At 52.2% G+C, this 13,007-nt stretch carries 16 protein-coding genes and 1 pseudogene; 5 read left to right on the forward strand and 12 right to left on the reverse strand.

The features are described from left to right. Nucleotides 1-68 precede the first annotated feature (68 nt). Both sseA and timP (HUZ68_RS24960) read left to right on the forward strand, forming a co-directional pair. Nucleotides 69-914, forward strand: coding sequence for a 3-mercaptopyruvate sulfurtransferase (sseA, locus tag HUZ68_RS16565; protein ID WP_033815557.1), 846 nt, complete (start codon nt 69-71; stop codon nt 912-914). A gap of 359 nt (nt 915-1,273) precedes the next feature. Then, a complete protein-coding gene (gene timP / locus HUZ68_RS24960) occupies nt 1,274-1,399 on the forward strand; it encodes a small toxic inner membrane protein TimP (protein WP_001491247.1) in 126 nt (41 codons plus the stop codon). A gap of 30 nt (nt 1,400-1,429) precedes the next feature. Here timP (HUZ68_RS24960) and HUZ68_RS16570 read toward each other — a convergent pair. Continuing rightward, a pseudogene (locus tag HUZ68_RS16570) lies at nt 1,430-1,516 on the reverse strand (enhanced serine sensitivity protein SseB); the annotation flags it as partial. 438 nt (nt 1,517-1,954) lie between these two features. On the opposite strand from HUZ68_RS16570, the gene timP (HUZ68_RS24965) reads away from it, so the two are divergent. Further along, nucleotides 1,955-2,080 carry a small toxic inner membrane protein TimP gene (timP, locus tag HUZ68_RS24965; protein WP_001491247.1) on the forward strand — a complete coding sequence of 42 codons (126 nt, stop codon included), beginning with the start codon at nt 1,955-1,957 and terminating at the stop codon, nt 2,078-2,080. Between the two features lie 31 nt (nt 2,081-2,111). Here timP (HUZ68_RS24965) and sseB read toward each other — a convergent pair whose 3' ends face one another. The 11 genes from sseB to trmJ form a co-directional block, all read right to left on the reverse strand. Next, nucleotides 2,112-2,888: an enhanced serine sensitivity protein SseB gene (sseB, locus tag HUZ68_RS16575; protein ID WP_001400503.1), complete on the reverse strand. Its 777-nt coding sequence runs from the start codon at nt 2,886-2,888 to the stop codon at nt 2,112-2,114. Nucleotides 2,889-3,030: 142 nt separating this feature from the next. Beyond that, entirely contained in the window at nt 3,031-4,314 is a 1,284-nt protein-coding gene (gene pepB / locus HUZ68_RS16580; RefSeq protein WP_000133582.1) for an aminopeptidase PepB, read from the reverse strand. Between the two features lie 58 nt (nt 4,315-4,372). Next, a complete protein-coding gene (gene iscX, locus HUZ68_RS16585; protein ID WP_000523616.1) occupies nt 4,373-4,573 on the reverse strand; it encodes a Fe-S cluster assembly protein IscX in 201 nt (66 codons plus the stop codon). 11 nt (nt 4,574-4,584) lie between these two features. Further along, nucleotides 4,585-4,920, reverse strand: coding sequence for an ISC system 2Fe-2S type ferredoxin (fdx, locus tag HUZ68_RS16590; protein ID WP_001124474.1), 336 nt, complete (start codon nt 4,918-4,920; stop codon nt 4,585-4,587). 1 nt (nt 4,921) lies between these two features. After that, a complete protein-coding gene (gene hscA / locus HUZ68_RS16595; protein ID WP_001196618.1) occupies nt 4,922-6,772 on the reverse strand; it encodes a Fe-S protein assembly chaperone HscA in 1,851 nt (616 codons plus the stop codon). Nucleotides 6,773-6,788: 16 nt separating this feature from the next. Beyond that, a complete protein-coding gene (gene hscB / locus HUZ68_RS16600) occupies nt 6,789-7,304 on the reverse strand; it encodes a co-chaperone HscB (protein ID WP_000384413.1) in 516 nt (171 codons plus the stop codon). Nucleotides 7,305-7,399: 95 nt separating this feature from the next. After that, nucleotides 7,400-7,723 (reverse strand): iron-sulfur cluster assembly protein IscA, encoded by a 324-nt coding sequence (gene iscA, locus HUZ68_RS16605; protein ID WP_000028953.1) that lies wholly within the window; start codon nt 7,721-7,723, stop codon nt 7,400-7,402. A gap of 16 nt (nt 7,724-7,739) precedes the next feature. After that, on the reverse strand, nt 7,740-8,126 hold the full coding sequence (gene iscU, locus HUZ68_RS16610; RefSeq protein ID WP_000331707.1) for a Fe-S cluster assembly scaffold IscU: 387 nt from the start codon (nt 8,124-8,126) through the stop codon (nt 7,740-7,742). A 27-nt stretch (nt 8,127-8,153) separates the two neighbouring features. Continuing rightward, complete coding sequence (gene iscS, locus HUZ68_RS16615) at nt 8,154-9,368, reverse strand: cysteine desulfurase (RefSeq protein WP_001295373.1); 1,215 nt, start codon at nt 9,366-9,368, stop codon at nt 8,154-8,156. A gap of 111 nt (nt 9,369-9,479) precedes the next feature. Continuing rightward, the gene (gene iscR / locus HUZ68_RS16620; RefSeq protein ID WP_001241357.1) at nt 9,480-9,968 is read right to left on the reverse strand and encodes a Fe-S cluster assembly transcriptional regulator IscR; all 489 of its coding nucleotides are present in this window, start codon (nt 9,966-9,968) and stop codon (nt 9,480-9,482) included. A gap of 269 nt (nt 9,969-10,237) precedes the next feature. Continuing rightward, nucleotides 10,238-10,978, reverse strand: coding sequence for a tRNA (cytosine(32)/uridine(32)-2'-O)-methyltransferase TrmJ (gene trmJ / locus HUZ68_RS16625; protein ID WP_000940019.1), 741 nt, complete (start codon nt 10,976-10,978; stop codon nt 10,238-10,240). 118 nt (nt 10,979-11,096) lie between these two features. Between trmJ and suhB the strand changes: the two genes are divergently transcribed. Together suhB and HUZ68_RS16635 are read left to right on the forward strand one after the other, a co-directional pair. After that, entirely contained in the window at nt 11,097-11,900 is an 804-nt protein-coding gene (gene suhB / locus HUZ68_RS16630) for an inositol-1-monophosphatase (protein ID WP_000553451.1), read from the forward strand. 144 nt (nt 11,901-12,044) lie between these two features. Continuing rightward, the gene (locus tag HUZ68_RS16635; RefSeq protein ID WP_001383415.1) at nt 12,045-12,899 is read left to right on the forward strand and encodes an alpha/beta hydrolase; all 855 of its coding nucleotides are present in this window, start codon (nt 12,045-12,047) and stop codon (nt 12,897-12,899) included. Nucleotides 12,900-13,007: the final 108 nt, after the last annotated feature.

Genomic DNA, 13,007 nt, shown 5'->3' on the forward strand with positions numbered 1-13,007 from the left:
CTTTTGCTTGTCGCTTTTCACTAAACATCCGACAATTTAGCCTAACCCCGGCAAAAATGGAGATGCCTATGTCCACGACATGGTTTGTAGGAGCCGACTGGCTCGCCGAACATATTGATGACCCGGAAATTCAGATTATCGATGCCCGCATGGCGTCGCCTGGACAGGAGGATCGTAACGTTGCTCTGGAGTATCTGAATGGACATATTCCCGGCGCAGTGTTTTTTGATATCGAAGCGCTTTCTGATCACACTTCCCCGCTTCCGCACATGCTGCCGCGCCCGGAAACGTTCGCCGTGGCGATGCGTGAATTAGGCGTTAACCAGGATAAGCACCTGATTGTCTATGACGAAGGTAATCTTTTCTCAGCCCCACGAGCATGGTGGATGCTGCGCACCTTTGGTGTAGAGAAAGTGTCGATTCTGGGGGGTGGACTTGCAGGCTGGCAGCGCGATGATCTGTTGTTAGAAGAAGGTGCAGTAGAGCTGCCGGAAGGAGAGTTTAACGCCGCGTTTAATCCTGAAGCAGTGGTGAAAGTAACCGATGTGTTATTGGCAAGCCATGAAAATACGGCGCAAATTATTGATGCCCGCCCGGCTGCACGTTTTAACGCAGAAGTTGATGAACCTCGCCCAGGTTTACGTCGCGGACATATTCCCGGTGCATTGAACGTTCCGTGGACGGAACTGGTGCGCGAAGGCGAACTAAAAACGACCGATGAACTGGATGCGATATTTTTTGGTCGCGGCGTCAGCTATGACAAACCGATTATCGTCAGCTGCGGCTCTGGTGTAACAGCAGCCGTGGTTTTGTTGGCACTCGCGACGCTGGATGTGCCAAACGTGAAACTGTACGACGGCGCATGGAGTGAATGGGGCGCGCGGGCAGATTTACCGGTTGAGCCATTGAAATAAGCTTTTTACAGGCAATAAAAAACCGCCGAAAATAAAAAACCGCCGAATTTGGCGGTTTTTTATTGCTGGTCTGGTTCGCGGCCTTTCCAGCAGGTTGACTTGTGTTGCCGGAGCAACGCAGGCACCCCACAGTGTTGAAATACTCTCTTTTATGCCTGGCTGTGTCAAGATAATAAACAGAGTAATTATTCAAACATAAGAGTATTATTCTTAATGGCCCTTTTCGCCGTCTCGCAAACGGGCGCTGGCTTTAGGAAAGGATGTTCCATGACCGTAAATACAGGCACCCCACAGTGCTTGCTATCGCGGCAATATCGCCAGTGGTGCTGTCGTGATGCGGTCTTCGCATGGACCGCACAATGAAGATACGGTGCTTCTGTATCGTACTTATTGTTTCTGGTGCGCTGTTAACCGAGGTAAATAATAACCTGAGTCTCTCCGGCAACAATTTACTGGTGGTTAACAACCTTCAGAACAGCAGGTAAGCCCGAATGCCGCCCTTTGGGGCGGCATATTTAGATTATCCGATTCTGTTTAAAGTCACGCAAAAAACCACCCCAGCGACGTTCATAGAATGGCGCAATATGTTCGATATTAAAATGACCTGGCTTATTAGTCCGAATTCAGACAAATATAAACAAATCCCGCTCAATATTAAAAATACTAACCGGTAAAAGATATTACTTAAACATGTAAATTCACTTTCTTTAAGCAACAAAAAACCGCCAAAATCAGGCGGTTATTTGTTGCCGGTTTGGTTCGCGGCCTCTCCAGCAGATTGACTTGTGTTGCATGAGCAACGCAGGTGCTTCACAGCAGAGCAATATTCGCCAGCAACTCTCTTTTTGTCAAGCAAAAGAGAGTAATTATTGTTTATTTAGCGTATTATCGACACTGGCCCTTTCCGCCGTCTCGCAAACGGGCGCTGGCTTTAGGAAAGGATGTTCCGTGGCCGTAAATGCAGGTGTTTCACAGCGCTTGCTATCGCGGCAATATCGCCAGTGGTGCTGTCGTGATGCGGTCTTCGCATGGACCGCACAATGAAGATACGGTGCTTTTGTATCGTACTTATTGTTTCTGGTGCGCTGTTAACCGAGGTAAATAATAACCTGAGTCTCTCCGGCAACAATTTACTGGTGGTTAACAACCTTCAGAACAGCAGGTAAGCCCGAATGCCGCCCTTTGGGGCGGCATATTTTAGATTATCCGGTTCTGTTTAAAGTCACGCAAAAAACCACCCCAACGACGTTCATAGAATGGCGCAATATGTTCGGTAATAAAGTGGCTAATTCCTTTTTCCCCTTTTTTCACCTGACAAATATCGATTGGTTCATCGGCAGGTAATGTATCGGTCGCTACACTTCCCGCCGCCTGAATAATTTCTTCGACATCACCATCGGCTTCAATGCCAATAAGTAAATTAGGCTGTGCCTCTTCGTTCTCTTTAATTGAACATATAAAAGCACGCTTCACCGGCTTAATAGTTTTAAATAAGGTGGTGAGTGAATCAATCATTTGTGCTGGCGGCTCTGCGACTTCCGATAATATCAGCGATTCACCGCCTTCCAGGATTTCCTGGCTGCTCAGCGGATTTCCCTCTTCACCAATCAACAAACTGATTTCACGCGGCATAAATTCTTTACCGGTCGGCAGTTTGGCATTAAGGAAGAGCGTTTCGCCAAGGGTCATCTCAAACAATGTGCGAACGGGCATTACGACAAATGCCTGTTCGTCTTCAACCGCCTGTTGAAGTGCTTCTAACGAGGTAAAAAAAGGAATGACGCTGGTGCCGTCTTCTTTTTCCCAGTGCTGTAAATCAAGCGCGCTATCTTCAACCACAGCCTCGCCCTGCGCCGCCGTACCAGGCACCCAGACGGTGGATTCCAGTAGAGTACGGAAAAAGGCCGGGCGGTGCGCCGGTTCGGTTGCTGCTTTTTCCAGCAGGTCTTCAAGTTCATTTTTTGTTTCGGACATAAGAACCACAATTCATTCAACGTTCGGGGCACAAGTGCCTGATGCGCCATACTTATCAGGCCTACAAGGGATTCACAATTTGTTGAATTTGCAATACTTTGTAGGCCGGATAAGGCGTTTACGCCGCATCCGGCATATTAGTTTACGCCGTTAACAGATTAGCAATCGTGCGCACACCAAGTCCCGTAGCACCCGCAGACCACTGTTCAACCGGCGCTTTACGGTAAGTCGCCGAGCAGTCGATATGCAGCCAGCCTTGCTGATAGTTCTCAACAAAGTGCGACAGGAAGCCCGCTGCCGTGCTCGCGCCTGCCGGATACGCCGCGCTTCCGGTATTGTTCAGTTCGGCAAAGTTAGACGGCAGCTGGCTGCGGTGGAATTCCGCCAGCGGCAGACGCCAGAATGGTTCGTTCTCTTGTGAGGCACTCGCCAGCAAACGACCGGCAAGCGCATCGTCAAAACTGAACAGCGCGTGATAATCATTACCCAGCGCAGTTTTCGCCGCCCCGGTGAGGGTCGCCGCATCAATGATCATTTCCGGTTTCTGCGCACTGGCATCAATCAGACCATCGGCAAGCACCAGACGCCCTTCGGCATCAGTGTTCATCACTTCAACTTTTTTACCGTTGCGATAGGTGATGATATCGCCCAGCTTGAACGCATTGCCGCTAATCAGGTTATCCGCACAGCAGAGGAACAGCTTCACGCGCTTGTTCAGTCCGCGCGTAATGGCAAATGCCAGCGCCCCGGTAACCGTTGCCGCGCCGCCCATGTCCGACTTCATCGAGTCCATAAACGCAGTCTGTTTGATGCTGTAGCCACCGGAGTCAAAAGTGATACCTTTACCTACCAGGCACGCGTACACTGGCGCTTCTTTATCGCCAGTTGGGTTGTAATCCAGCGCCAGCAATACCGGAGAACGTTCTGAACCGCGTCCGACGGTGTGCAGCCCCATATAACCTTGCTCACGCAGATCTTCGCCTTTGGTGATCCGATAAGTCACACGATCGCCCGCGACGTTGCTGATCAGATCAACAGCACGCTGTGCCAGTTGCGATGGCCCCAGCTCTTCCGCCGGTGCGTTGATGGTGTCACGCACCCAGTCGATGATCATCAGGCGGTTATCGAGTTCCTGGCGCTGGGCATCGTCCAGATCCGGCCACTCCACTTTACGCGTGCCTTTCGGGGCTTTGTAACCTTGCCAGAATGCCCAGCAGCGATCCGCATCCCAGCCTTCACCGCTTAGCTGAACATGCTTGATGCCCAGACCGTCAATCTTGCGCGCCGCACGCTGGATCAGCCCCAGATCGTCTGCCCCGTTCAAATGCAGGGTAATGCCATCATTATTAATGCTGTAAGTTGCTTTTTCTCCCCAGCGCGCGTCGGCAGGTTGGGTAGAAAGGGTAATTTTCATCGCTTCTGTCATTTTAGTTATCCTTATTCGTTTAACAGCAAAACGGGCTACCCCCAGGCAGCCCGTTCATTTACTCGGCTTCGTCCAGCCAGACTAACAAAATCGCTTCGAGGATTTTCTCGTTGGATGCCTGCGGGTCGTCGTCGAAATCTTCCAGATCGCAAATCCACTGATGCATATCGGTGAATCGAACCGTTTTCGGATCAAGATCGGGATACGCATCGTACAGTGCTTCGCCAATTTCGCGGCTATCAGTCCACTTAAGTCCCATACTAACCTCTGTTAATGCTCACGCGCATGGTTGATAGTGTAACGCGGGATTTCGACCACTAAATCTTCGTCGGTGACGCGCGCCTGGCAGCTTAAACGGCTTTCCGGCTCCAGTCCCCAGGCTTTGTCCAGCATGTCGTCTTCCTGCTCTGAGCTTTCCGGCAGTGAGTCAAAACCTTCACGAACGATGCAGTGGCAGGTGGTGCAAGCACAGGATTTTTCACAGGCGTGTTCAATCTCGATACCGTTACGCAGAGCTGCGTCGAGAATGGTTTCACCGCTATTAGCTTCCAGAACAGCGCCATCAGGGCAGAGCTCCTGATGAGGCAAAATAACAATCTTTGGCATATTAAACCTCGTCCACGGAATGGCCTTTCAGCGCACGACGAACCGACTGGTCCATGCGGCGAGCGGCGAAATCCTGGGTTTGTTTGTCTACGTTTTTAATCGCTTGTTCGATGGCGTCAACGTCATCGCCCTGCGCCACTTCACTCAGGTGAGCGGCAGCATCGTCAATGACCTGACGTTCTGCGGCGCTTAACAGCGCGGCATCAGCAACCAGCGCGCCGTGCAGACTTTCCAGCACACGCGCCGCTTCTACTTTTTGTTCTGCCAGCATTCGGGCTTTTACGTCCTGCTCGGCATAGCTCATTGAGTCTTTGATCATCGAAGCGATTTCGCTATCGGTCAGACCGTAAGACGGTTTGACCTGAATAGACGCCTCAACGCCGGTGGATTTCTCCATCGCCGTCACGCTCAAAAGACCGTCGGCATCGACCTGGAACGTCACGCGAATATGCGCACCGCCAGCCGGTAGCGCCGGAATACCACGCAGCGCAAAACGCGCCAGTGAGCGGCAGTCCTGCACCAGTTCGCGCTCACCCTGCATTACATGGATAGACATCGCCGTCTGACCATCTTTAAAGGTGGTGAAATCCTGAGCGCGGGCCACCGGAATAGTGGTATTACGCGGAATCACTTTCTCCACCAGGCCGCCCATCGTTTCGAGGCCCAGCGACAGTGGGATCACATCAAGCAGCAGCATTTCGCTGTCTGGCTTGTTACCCACCAGAATATCCGCCTGAATCGCCGCGCCAATAGCGACGACTTTATCCGGGTCGATGGAAGTCAGCGGTGGACGACCGAAAAATTCGCCTACCCGTTCACGCACCAGCGGCACGCGAGTAGAACCGCCCACCATCACCACTTCCAGCACTTCATCAGCTTCTACACCCGCGTCTTTCAGCGCGCGACGACAAGCCAGTAAGGTTCGTTTTACCAGTGGCGCGATCAGTTCATTGAATTGTTCACGGCTGATTTCGCCCTGCCAGCCCGCAACGTTAACGGTCACGGAGTCCGCATCGCTCAGCGCGATTTTGGCTGCAATGGCGGCATCCAGCAGTTCACGCTGAACGCGGTTATCGCTACGATCAGGAATGCCCGCCTGCTCGCGAATGTAATCCGCCAGCAGATGGTCGAAATCATCGCCGCCGAGCGCGGAATCACCGCCGGTTGCCAGCACTTCAAACACGCCGCGACTTAAGCGCAGAATGGAAATATCAAACGTCCCGCCACCGAGGTCATAAACGGCGATCACGCCTTCCTGACCGGAATCCAGCCCGTAGGCGATAGCCGCAGCGGTCGGTTCGTTAAGTAAGCGCAGGACGTGAAGGCCCGCCAGACGCGCCGCGTCTTTGGTGCCCTGACGCTGGGCATCGTCAAAGTACGCCGGAACGGTGATAACTACACCATCCAGCTCGCCTGCCAGGGCTTCAGTTGCCCGCGCCGCCAGTGCTTTGAGGATGTCCGCAGAAACGCGCACCGGGTTCAGCAGCCCCGCCGCCGTTTCAATCATCGGCAGGCCGTTTTCGCTGGCCTGGAATTGATAAGGCAGATGCGGATAGCGTTGCTGGATATCAGCCAGCGAGCGTCCCATCAGGCGTTTAACAGAACTAATTGTGTTGGCGGTATCGAGCGCTGCATTAGTACGCGCGTCATAACCCACCGAATGCCCTTGCTGTTGATAGTGAACAACAGATGGCAGCAGGTGACGGCCTTCATGGTCGGCTAACGTTTCGGCCTGACCGCTGCGCACTGTCGCCACCAGCGAGTTGGTTGTGCCCAGGTCAATACCGGCCGCCAGACGACGCTGATGCGGCGCAGCACTCAAACCAGGTTCACTAATTTGTAATAAGGCCATGTTTAGCTTCCAGAAATTAAAAATCGAGCAGTTTTTCTTCGAGTTGTTCGGCACTGCTTCGCAGTTTATCGAGAAAACGCAGCTTACGCACGGTATCCGCCGCCGCGTCCCAGGTCTCGTTGTCTAACTGTTCAACCATCAACTGATGGCGGGTATCAAACATCTTTTTCACACGTTTGATAAAGCTTTCCAGCCGCGCTTCATCTTTCGCCTGTTCGATCTCGTCCAGCTCTTCGCGCAGCTCCAACTGTTCCATCAGGAACGCGGTGTCGCGCACAGTATGCTGCTCGCTGGCGAGATCAAAGCCGTGCAAAGAAAGCAAATATTCCGCGCGCATTAACGGATGACGCAGCGTTTGCCAGGCCTGGTTAATGGTTGCAGATTGCTGTACGGCGGCGAGTTGTTCCGCCTGGCTTCCGCTGGCGAATTTATCAGGATGATACTGACGTTGTAGATCCTGAAAACGCAGGCTCAGCGCCTGGGTATCGAGTTGATAACGGGCAGGCAAGCCAAAGAGGGTGAAGTAATCCATAACATTCTCAGGGCTGCGATCCGCCGCGATAACGGCGAATCAGGTAAAACAAACCCCACGCGCAGGCGACCACGGTGGGGTTATCGGTATGCGCATCAAACGTGGAAGCTTTCGCCGCAACCACACTCATCTTTAACGTTCGGGTTGGTGAATTTAAACCCTTCGTTCAGGCCTTCTTTTACGAAGTCCAGCTGCGTACCGTCCAGAAATTGCAGGCTTTTGCCATCGACCACGACTTTCACGCCTTTGTCTTCAAACACGATGTCTTCCGGCGTCGGTTCGTCAACAAATTCCAGTACATAAGCCATACCTGAACATCCGGAGGTTCTCACGCCCAGACGCAGGCCAAACCCTTTGCCGCGGTTAGCCAGAAAGGTATTTACTCGCGCTGCTGCACTGTCGCTCAGTGTAATCGACATAACCAAACCTCAACTCTTATTTTGCTTCACGTTTGCTTTTATAGTCCGCAATGGCGGCTTTGATCGCGTCTTCTGCCAGAATAGAACAGTGAATTTTCACCGGCGGCAGTTCAAGTTCTTCAGCAATATCGGTGTTTTTGATCGCCTGCGCTTCGTCGAGAGACTTCCCTTTCACCCATTCGGTGACCAGGGAGCTGGAAGCGATAGCGGAACCGCAGCCGTAAGTTTTAAAACGCGCGTCTTCAATGATACCTTCATCGTTGACTTTAATCTGCAACTTCATCACGTCGCCACAGGCCGGTGCACCCACCATGCCGCTGCCGACGTTCTCGTCGTTGTTGTCAAAGGAACCCACGTTACGCGGATTCTCGTAATGGTCGATAACTTTTTCGCTGTAAGCCATTATAAATTCTCCTGATTCCGATACCGATTAATGATGAGCCCATTCGATGCTGTTCAGATCCACGCCCTGCTTGTACATTTCCCACAGCGGAGAAAGGTCACGCAGACGACCGATGGATTTGCGAACTAACTCGATGGTGTAGTCGATCTCTTCTTCAGTAGTAAAACGACCTAAAGAGAAACGGATAGAGCTATGTGCCAGCTCGTCGTTCAGCCCCAGCGCGCGCAGCACGTAGGACGGTTCGAGGCTTGCTGACGTACAGGCGGAACCGGAAGAAACCGCGAGGTCTTTCAGCGCCATAATCAGCGACTCACCTTCAACGTAGTTGAAGCTGACGTTGAGAATGTTCGGCGCACCGTGTTCCAGGTCACCGTTCAGGTAAACTTCTTCGATATCTTTGATGCCGTTCCACAGACGGTTACGCAGGCCGCGCAGACGTTCCATCTCGGTCGCCATCTCTTCTTTTGCGATGCGATAGGCTTCGCCCATTCCGACGATCTGGTGAACAGGCAGAGTGCCGGAACGCATACCGCGTTCGTGACCGCCGCCGTGCATTTGCGCTTCGATGCGTACGCGCGGTTTACGACGCACATACAGCGCACCGATACCTTTCGGGCCATAGATTTTGTGACCGGAGAAAGACATCAGGTCAACTTTCAACTGGCTCAGGTCGATAGGCAGTTTGCCCACGCTCTGGGTTGCATCAACGTGATAGATAATGCCACGAGCACGGCACATTTCGCCGATAGCCGCAATATCCTGTACCACGCCGATTTCGTTATTCACGTGCATGATAGAAACGAGGATGGTGTCGTCACGCATCGCCGCTTCGAGTTCTTTCAGGTCGATAATACCGTTACGCTGCGGTGCCAGGTAGGTGACTTCGAAACCTTCGCGCTCCAGCTGACGGCAGGTATCCAGTACCGCTTTGTGTTCGGTTTTGCTGGTGATGATGTGCTTGCCTTTTTTCTGATAAAAGTTGGCTGCACCTTTGATCGCCAGGTTGTCAGATTCGGTTGCACCAGAGGTAAAGACGATTTCACGCGGATCAGCGCCGACCAGATCGGCAATCTGATTACGGGCGATATCTACCGCTTCTTCAGCCTGCCAGCCGAAACGGTGAGAACGGGAGGCCGGGTTACCAAAGGTTCCGTCCATCGTCATAAACTGCATCATTTTCTCGGCAACACGCGGGTCCACCGGCGTGGTTGCGGAGTAGTCGAGATAAATCGGTAATTTCATTGCTCTATAAACTCCGTACATCACTCAATGCAAGGAATCAGGCTACCGGCTGGATGTACGACCGTGTTTACGGAGTATTTAGCACTCCGGCCTGATTCTGAATTCTTTTTATTAAGCGCGTAACTTAACGTCGATCGCGTCTTGTGTGCGGGTGCGTGGCGCGTCGTGAGTATGCTGACGACCAGACACATCCAGCACTTCCTGGTTATTAACCAGTTCGCCTAAAGTAATGTTGTTGAGAAAACCGGTGAGACGGTCGCTCAAATCACGCCACAGCGCGTGGGTCAGGCATTTATCGCCGCCCTGGCAACCGCCTTTACCCTGACAACGGGTAGCATCTACAGATTCGTCAACGGCGCTAATCACTTCGCCAACGGCGATGCTGCTGGCATCTTTGCCTAACAGATAACCACCGCCTGGTCCACGTACGCTGGAAACCAGACCATTTTTACGCAGACGGGAAAACAGTTGTTCCAGATAAGAAAGGGAAATTCCCTGACGTTCGGAAATATCAGCCAACGGTACCGGGCCCGCTTCAGAGTTGAGCGCAACGTCAAGCATTGCGGTCACGGCATAGCGCCCTTTAGATGTCAGTCTCATGTCTTACTTCACCTCAAACTCGCCCCTGCCCGGGGTTTTTTATTGTAAAAGTGGGGGTATTGCATAGCAGGGTCAAGTCTGACATTCCCGAGTAAATTGGTCAACTATTTACTTGACTGATTTAGTCGGGTATTTAACCTTCAGTGCCATTTTTTTATCGTGGCGTTTGTACCTGTTGTCGGATGCGGTGTGAACACCTTATCCGACCTACGGTTCTGTTCACTGTAGGCCTGATAAGACGCGTTAAGCATCGCATCAGGCAACCACTGTTATTCGGCCTTATTACCTTTATTCTGCTGCTCTATAGAAGCCAGAATCCCGCGCAGGATATTCAATTCCTGGCTTTCCGGGCGCGCACGGGTAAACAGACGGCGCAATTTATTCATCACCTGCCCCGGATGGTTTTCACGGATAAAACCGGTTGCCAGCAGCGTTTGTTCCAGATGACCATAAAAACGCTCCAGATCATCGACCAGCGGATACGGCGTCTCTTCATGCTCGACCTGCTCGCCATTTTCCTGAGTTGCCAGCCAGGCCATACGCACTTCATAGGCAATAACCTGAACCGCCATTGCCAGGTTCAGCGAACTGTATTCCGGGTTTGCCGCAATCGCGACATGATAATGGCATTTCTGCAACTCTTCATTGGTCAAGCCGACGCGCTCGCGACCAAACACCAGCGCCACCGGGGTATTTGCCGCTTCAGCGACGCTTTTCAGACCGCATTCGCGCGGGTCGAGCATCGGCCACGGCAGCGTGCGGGAACGTGCGCTGGTGCCCACCACCAGGCTACAACCGGCTAACGCTTCGTCGAGCGTATCGACGATGTGAGCATTACCAATCACATCGCTGGCCCCCGCCGCCAGGGCAATAGCCTGGGAGTCAGGTTTCACCAGTGGATTAACCAGCCACAGATTGGTTAATCCCATTGTTTTCATGGCACGGGCAACAGAACCCATATTGCCGGTGTGTGACGTCTCCACCAGCACAATTCGAATATTTTGCAGCATTGTCTTTCTTCGTCTAAAGATTATTCGCGCATCTTATCATAAAACGAAGACAGATGCCGATCTCGCTGCTATACTCTGCGCCGTTTTCCCGTTCTTTAACATCCAGTGAGAGAGACCGATGCATCCGATGCTGAACATCGCCGTGCGCGCAGCGCGCAAGGCGGGTAATTTAATTGCCAAAAACTATGAAACCCCGGACGCTGTAGAAGCGAGCCAGAAAGGCAGTAACGATTTCGTGACCAACGTAGATAAAGCTGCCGAAGCGGTGATTATCGACACGATTCGTAAATCTTACCCACAGCACACCATCATCACCGAAGAAAGCGGTGAACTTGAAGGTACTGATCAGGATGTTCAATGGGTTATCGATCCACTGGATGGCACTACCAACTTTATCAAACGTCTGCCGCACTTCGCGGTATCTATCGCCGTTCGTATCAAAGGCCGCACCGAAGTTGCTGTGGTATACGATCCTATGCGTAACGAACTGTTCACCGCCACTCGCGGTCAGGGCGCACAGCTGAACGGCTACCGTCTGCGCGGCAGCACCGCTCGCGATCTCGACGGTACTATTCTGGCGACCGGCTTCCCGTTCAAAGCAAAACAGTACGCCACTACCTACATCAACATCGTCGGCAAACTGTTCAACGAATGTGCAGACTTCCGTCGTACCGGTTCTGCGGCGCTGGATCTGGCTTACGTCGCTGCGGGTCGTGTTGACGGTTTCTTTGAAATCGGTCTGCGCCCGTGGGACTTCGCTGCAGGCGAGCTGCTGGTTCGTGAAGCGGGCGGCATCGTCAGCGACTTCACCGGTGGTCATAACTATATGCTGACCGGTAACATCGTTGCTGGTAACCCGCGTGTTGTTAAAGCCATGCTGGCGAACATGCGTGACGAGTTAAGCGACGCTCTGAAGCGTTAATGACTCAGGCGGGTGATATCACTCACCCGCCCTCGCCTTTCAGGCGCTATTCCGAAATACTTCCTCACCGCTTTACTTTCTTTCGTCACTCTCCCACCATCTTTCCCCGATTAATGGATGATAAAGAAGTCGCAAGGAAAGGTTATGGCGCTGCCAGTGAACAAACGCGTTCTCAAAATTCTGTTTATTCTCTTTGTTGTTGCCTTCTGCGTTTATTTAGTGCCGCGCGTTGCCATCAACTTCTTCTATTATCCTGACGATAAAATTTACGGTCCCGACCCCTGGTCGGCGGAATCCGTCGAATTTACGGCTAAGGACGGTACTCGTCTGCAAGGCTGGTTTATCCCTTCTTCGACGGGCCCTGCTGACAACGCCATCGCAACCATCATTCATGCTCACGGCAATGCCGGAAATATGTCCGCCCACTGGCCGCTGGTCAGTTGGTTACCCGGGCGTAATTTCAACGTTTTTATGTTTGATTATCGCGGGTTTGGTAAATCAAAAGGCACGCCGTCCCAGGCCGGATTGCTGGACGATACGCAAAGCGCCATCAATGTGGTGCGCCATCGCAGTGATGTAAACCCACAACGGCTGGTGCTGTTCGGGCAGAGTATTGGCGGGGCGAATATTCTTGCTGTTATTGGTGAGGGTGATCGTGAAGGCATACGTGCGGTGATCCTCGACTCCACATTTGCCTCTTATGCAACTATCGCCAACCAGATGATCCCCGGCAGTGGCTACTTACTTGATGAGAGTTACAGCGGCGAAAATTACATCGCCAGCGTCAGCCCGATCCCGCTTTTACTCATTCACGGTAAAGCTGATCACGTTATCCCATGGCAGCACAGCGAAAAGTTGTATAGCCTGGCAAAAGAGCCAAAACGGTTGATCCTAATCCCGGATGGCGAACACATTGATGCTTTTTCCGATCGTCACGGCGATGTTTATCGCGAACAGATGGTGGACTTTATCCTTAGCGCGTTGAATCCGCAGAACTAACCCATGATCGCTAGCACGATAATCATTCACAAAACCACCTTAAGACATGCTAATCCACTGGTCAGAACAGTTTAAGATGAGAAAAATTCTGTGACGCTTGCCAACATT

It is taken from the genome of Shigella dysenteriae, from assembly GCF_022354085.1.
In the GTDB taxonomy this organism is placed as follows: domain Bacteria; phylum Pseudomonadota; class Gammaproteobacteria; order Enterobacterales; family Enterobacteriaceae; genus Escherichia; species Escherichia coli.

Coding starts and splice junctions, on each gene's coding strand:
- HUZ68_RS16635 (WP_001383415.1), top strand. CDS start 12,045: ATGGCGCTGCCAGTGAACAAACGCGTTCTCAAAATTCTGTTTATTCTC.
- timP (WP_001491247.1), top strand. CDS start 1,955: ATGAAGATACGGTGCTTTTGTATCGTACTTATTGTTTCTGGTGCGCTG.
- iscX (WP_000523616.1), bottom strand. CDS start 4,573: ATGGGACTTAAGTGGACTGATAGCCGCGAAATTGGCGAAGCACTGTAC.
- iscA (WP_000028953.1), bottom strand. CDS start 7,723: ATGTCGATTACACTGAGCGACAGTGCAGCAGCGCGAGTAAATACCTTT.
- trmJ (WP_000940019.1), bottom strand. CDS start 10,978: ATGCTGCAAAATATTCGAATTGTGCTGGTGGAGACGTCACACACCGGC.
- hscB (WP_000384413.1), bottom strand. CDS start 7,304: ATGGATTACTTCACCCTCTTTGGCTTGCCTGCCCGTTATCAACTCGAT.
- iscU (WP_000331707.1), bottom strand. CDS start 8,126: ATGGCTTACAGCGAAAAAGTTATCGACCATTACGAGAATCCGCGTAAC.
- sseA (WP_033815557.1), top strand. CDS start 69: ATGTCCACGACATGGTTTGTAGGAGCCGACTGGCTCGCCGAACATATT.
- iscR (WP_001241357.1), bottom strand. CDS start 9,968: ATGAGACTGACATCTAAAGGGCGCTATGCCGTGACCGCAATGCTTGAC.
- fdx (WP_001124474.1), bottom strand. CDS start 4,920: ATGCCAAAGATTGTTATTTTGCCTCATCAGGAGCTCTGCCCTGATGGC.
- suhB (WP_000553451.1), top strand. CDS start 11,097: ATGCATCCGATGCTGAACATCGCCGTGCGCGCAGCGCGCAAGGCGGGT.
- timP (WP_001491247.1), top strand. CDS start 1,274: ATGAAGATACGGTGCTTCTGTATCGTACTTATTGTTTCTGGTGCGCTG.
- hscA (WP_001196618.1), bottom strand. CDS start 6,772: ATGGCCTTATTACAAATTAGTGAACCTGGTTTGAGTGCTGCGCCGCAT.
- pepB (WP_000133582.1), bottom strand. CDS start 4,314: ATGACAGAAGCGATGAAAATTACCCTTTCTACCCAACCTGCCGACGCG.
- iscS (WP_001295373.1), bottom strand. CDS start 9,368: ATGAAATTACCGATTTATCTCGACTACTCCGCAACCACGCCGGTGGAC.
- sseB (WP_001400503.1), bottom strand. CDS start 2,888: ATGTCCGAAACAAAAAATGAACTTGAAGACCTGCTGGAAAAAGCAGCA.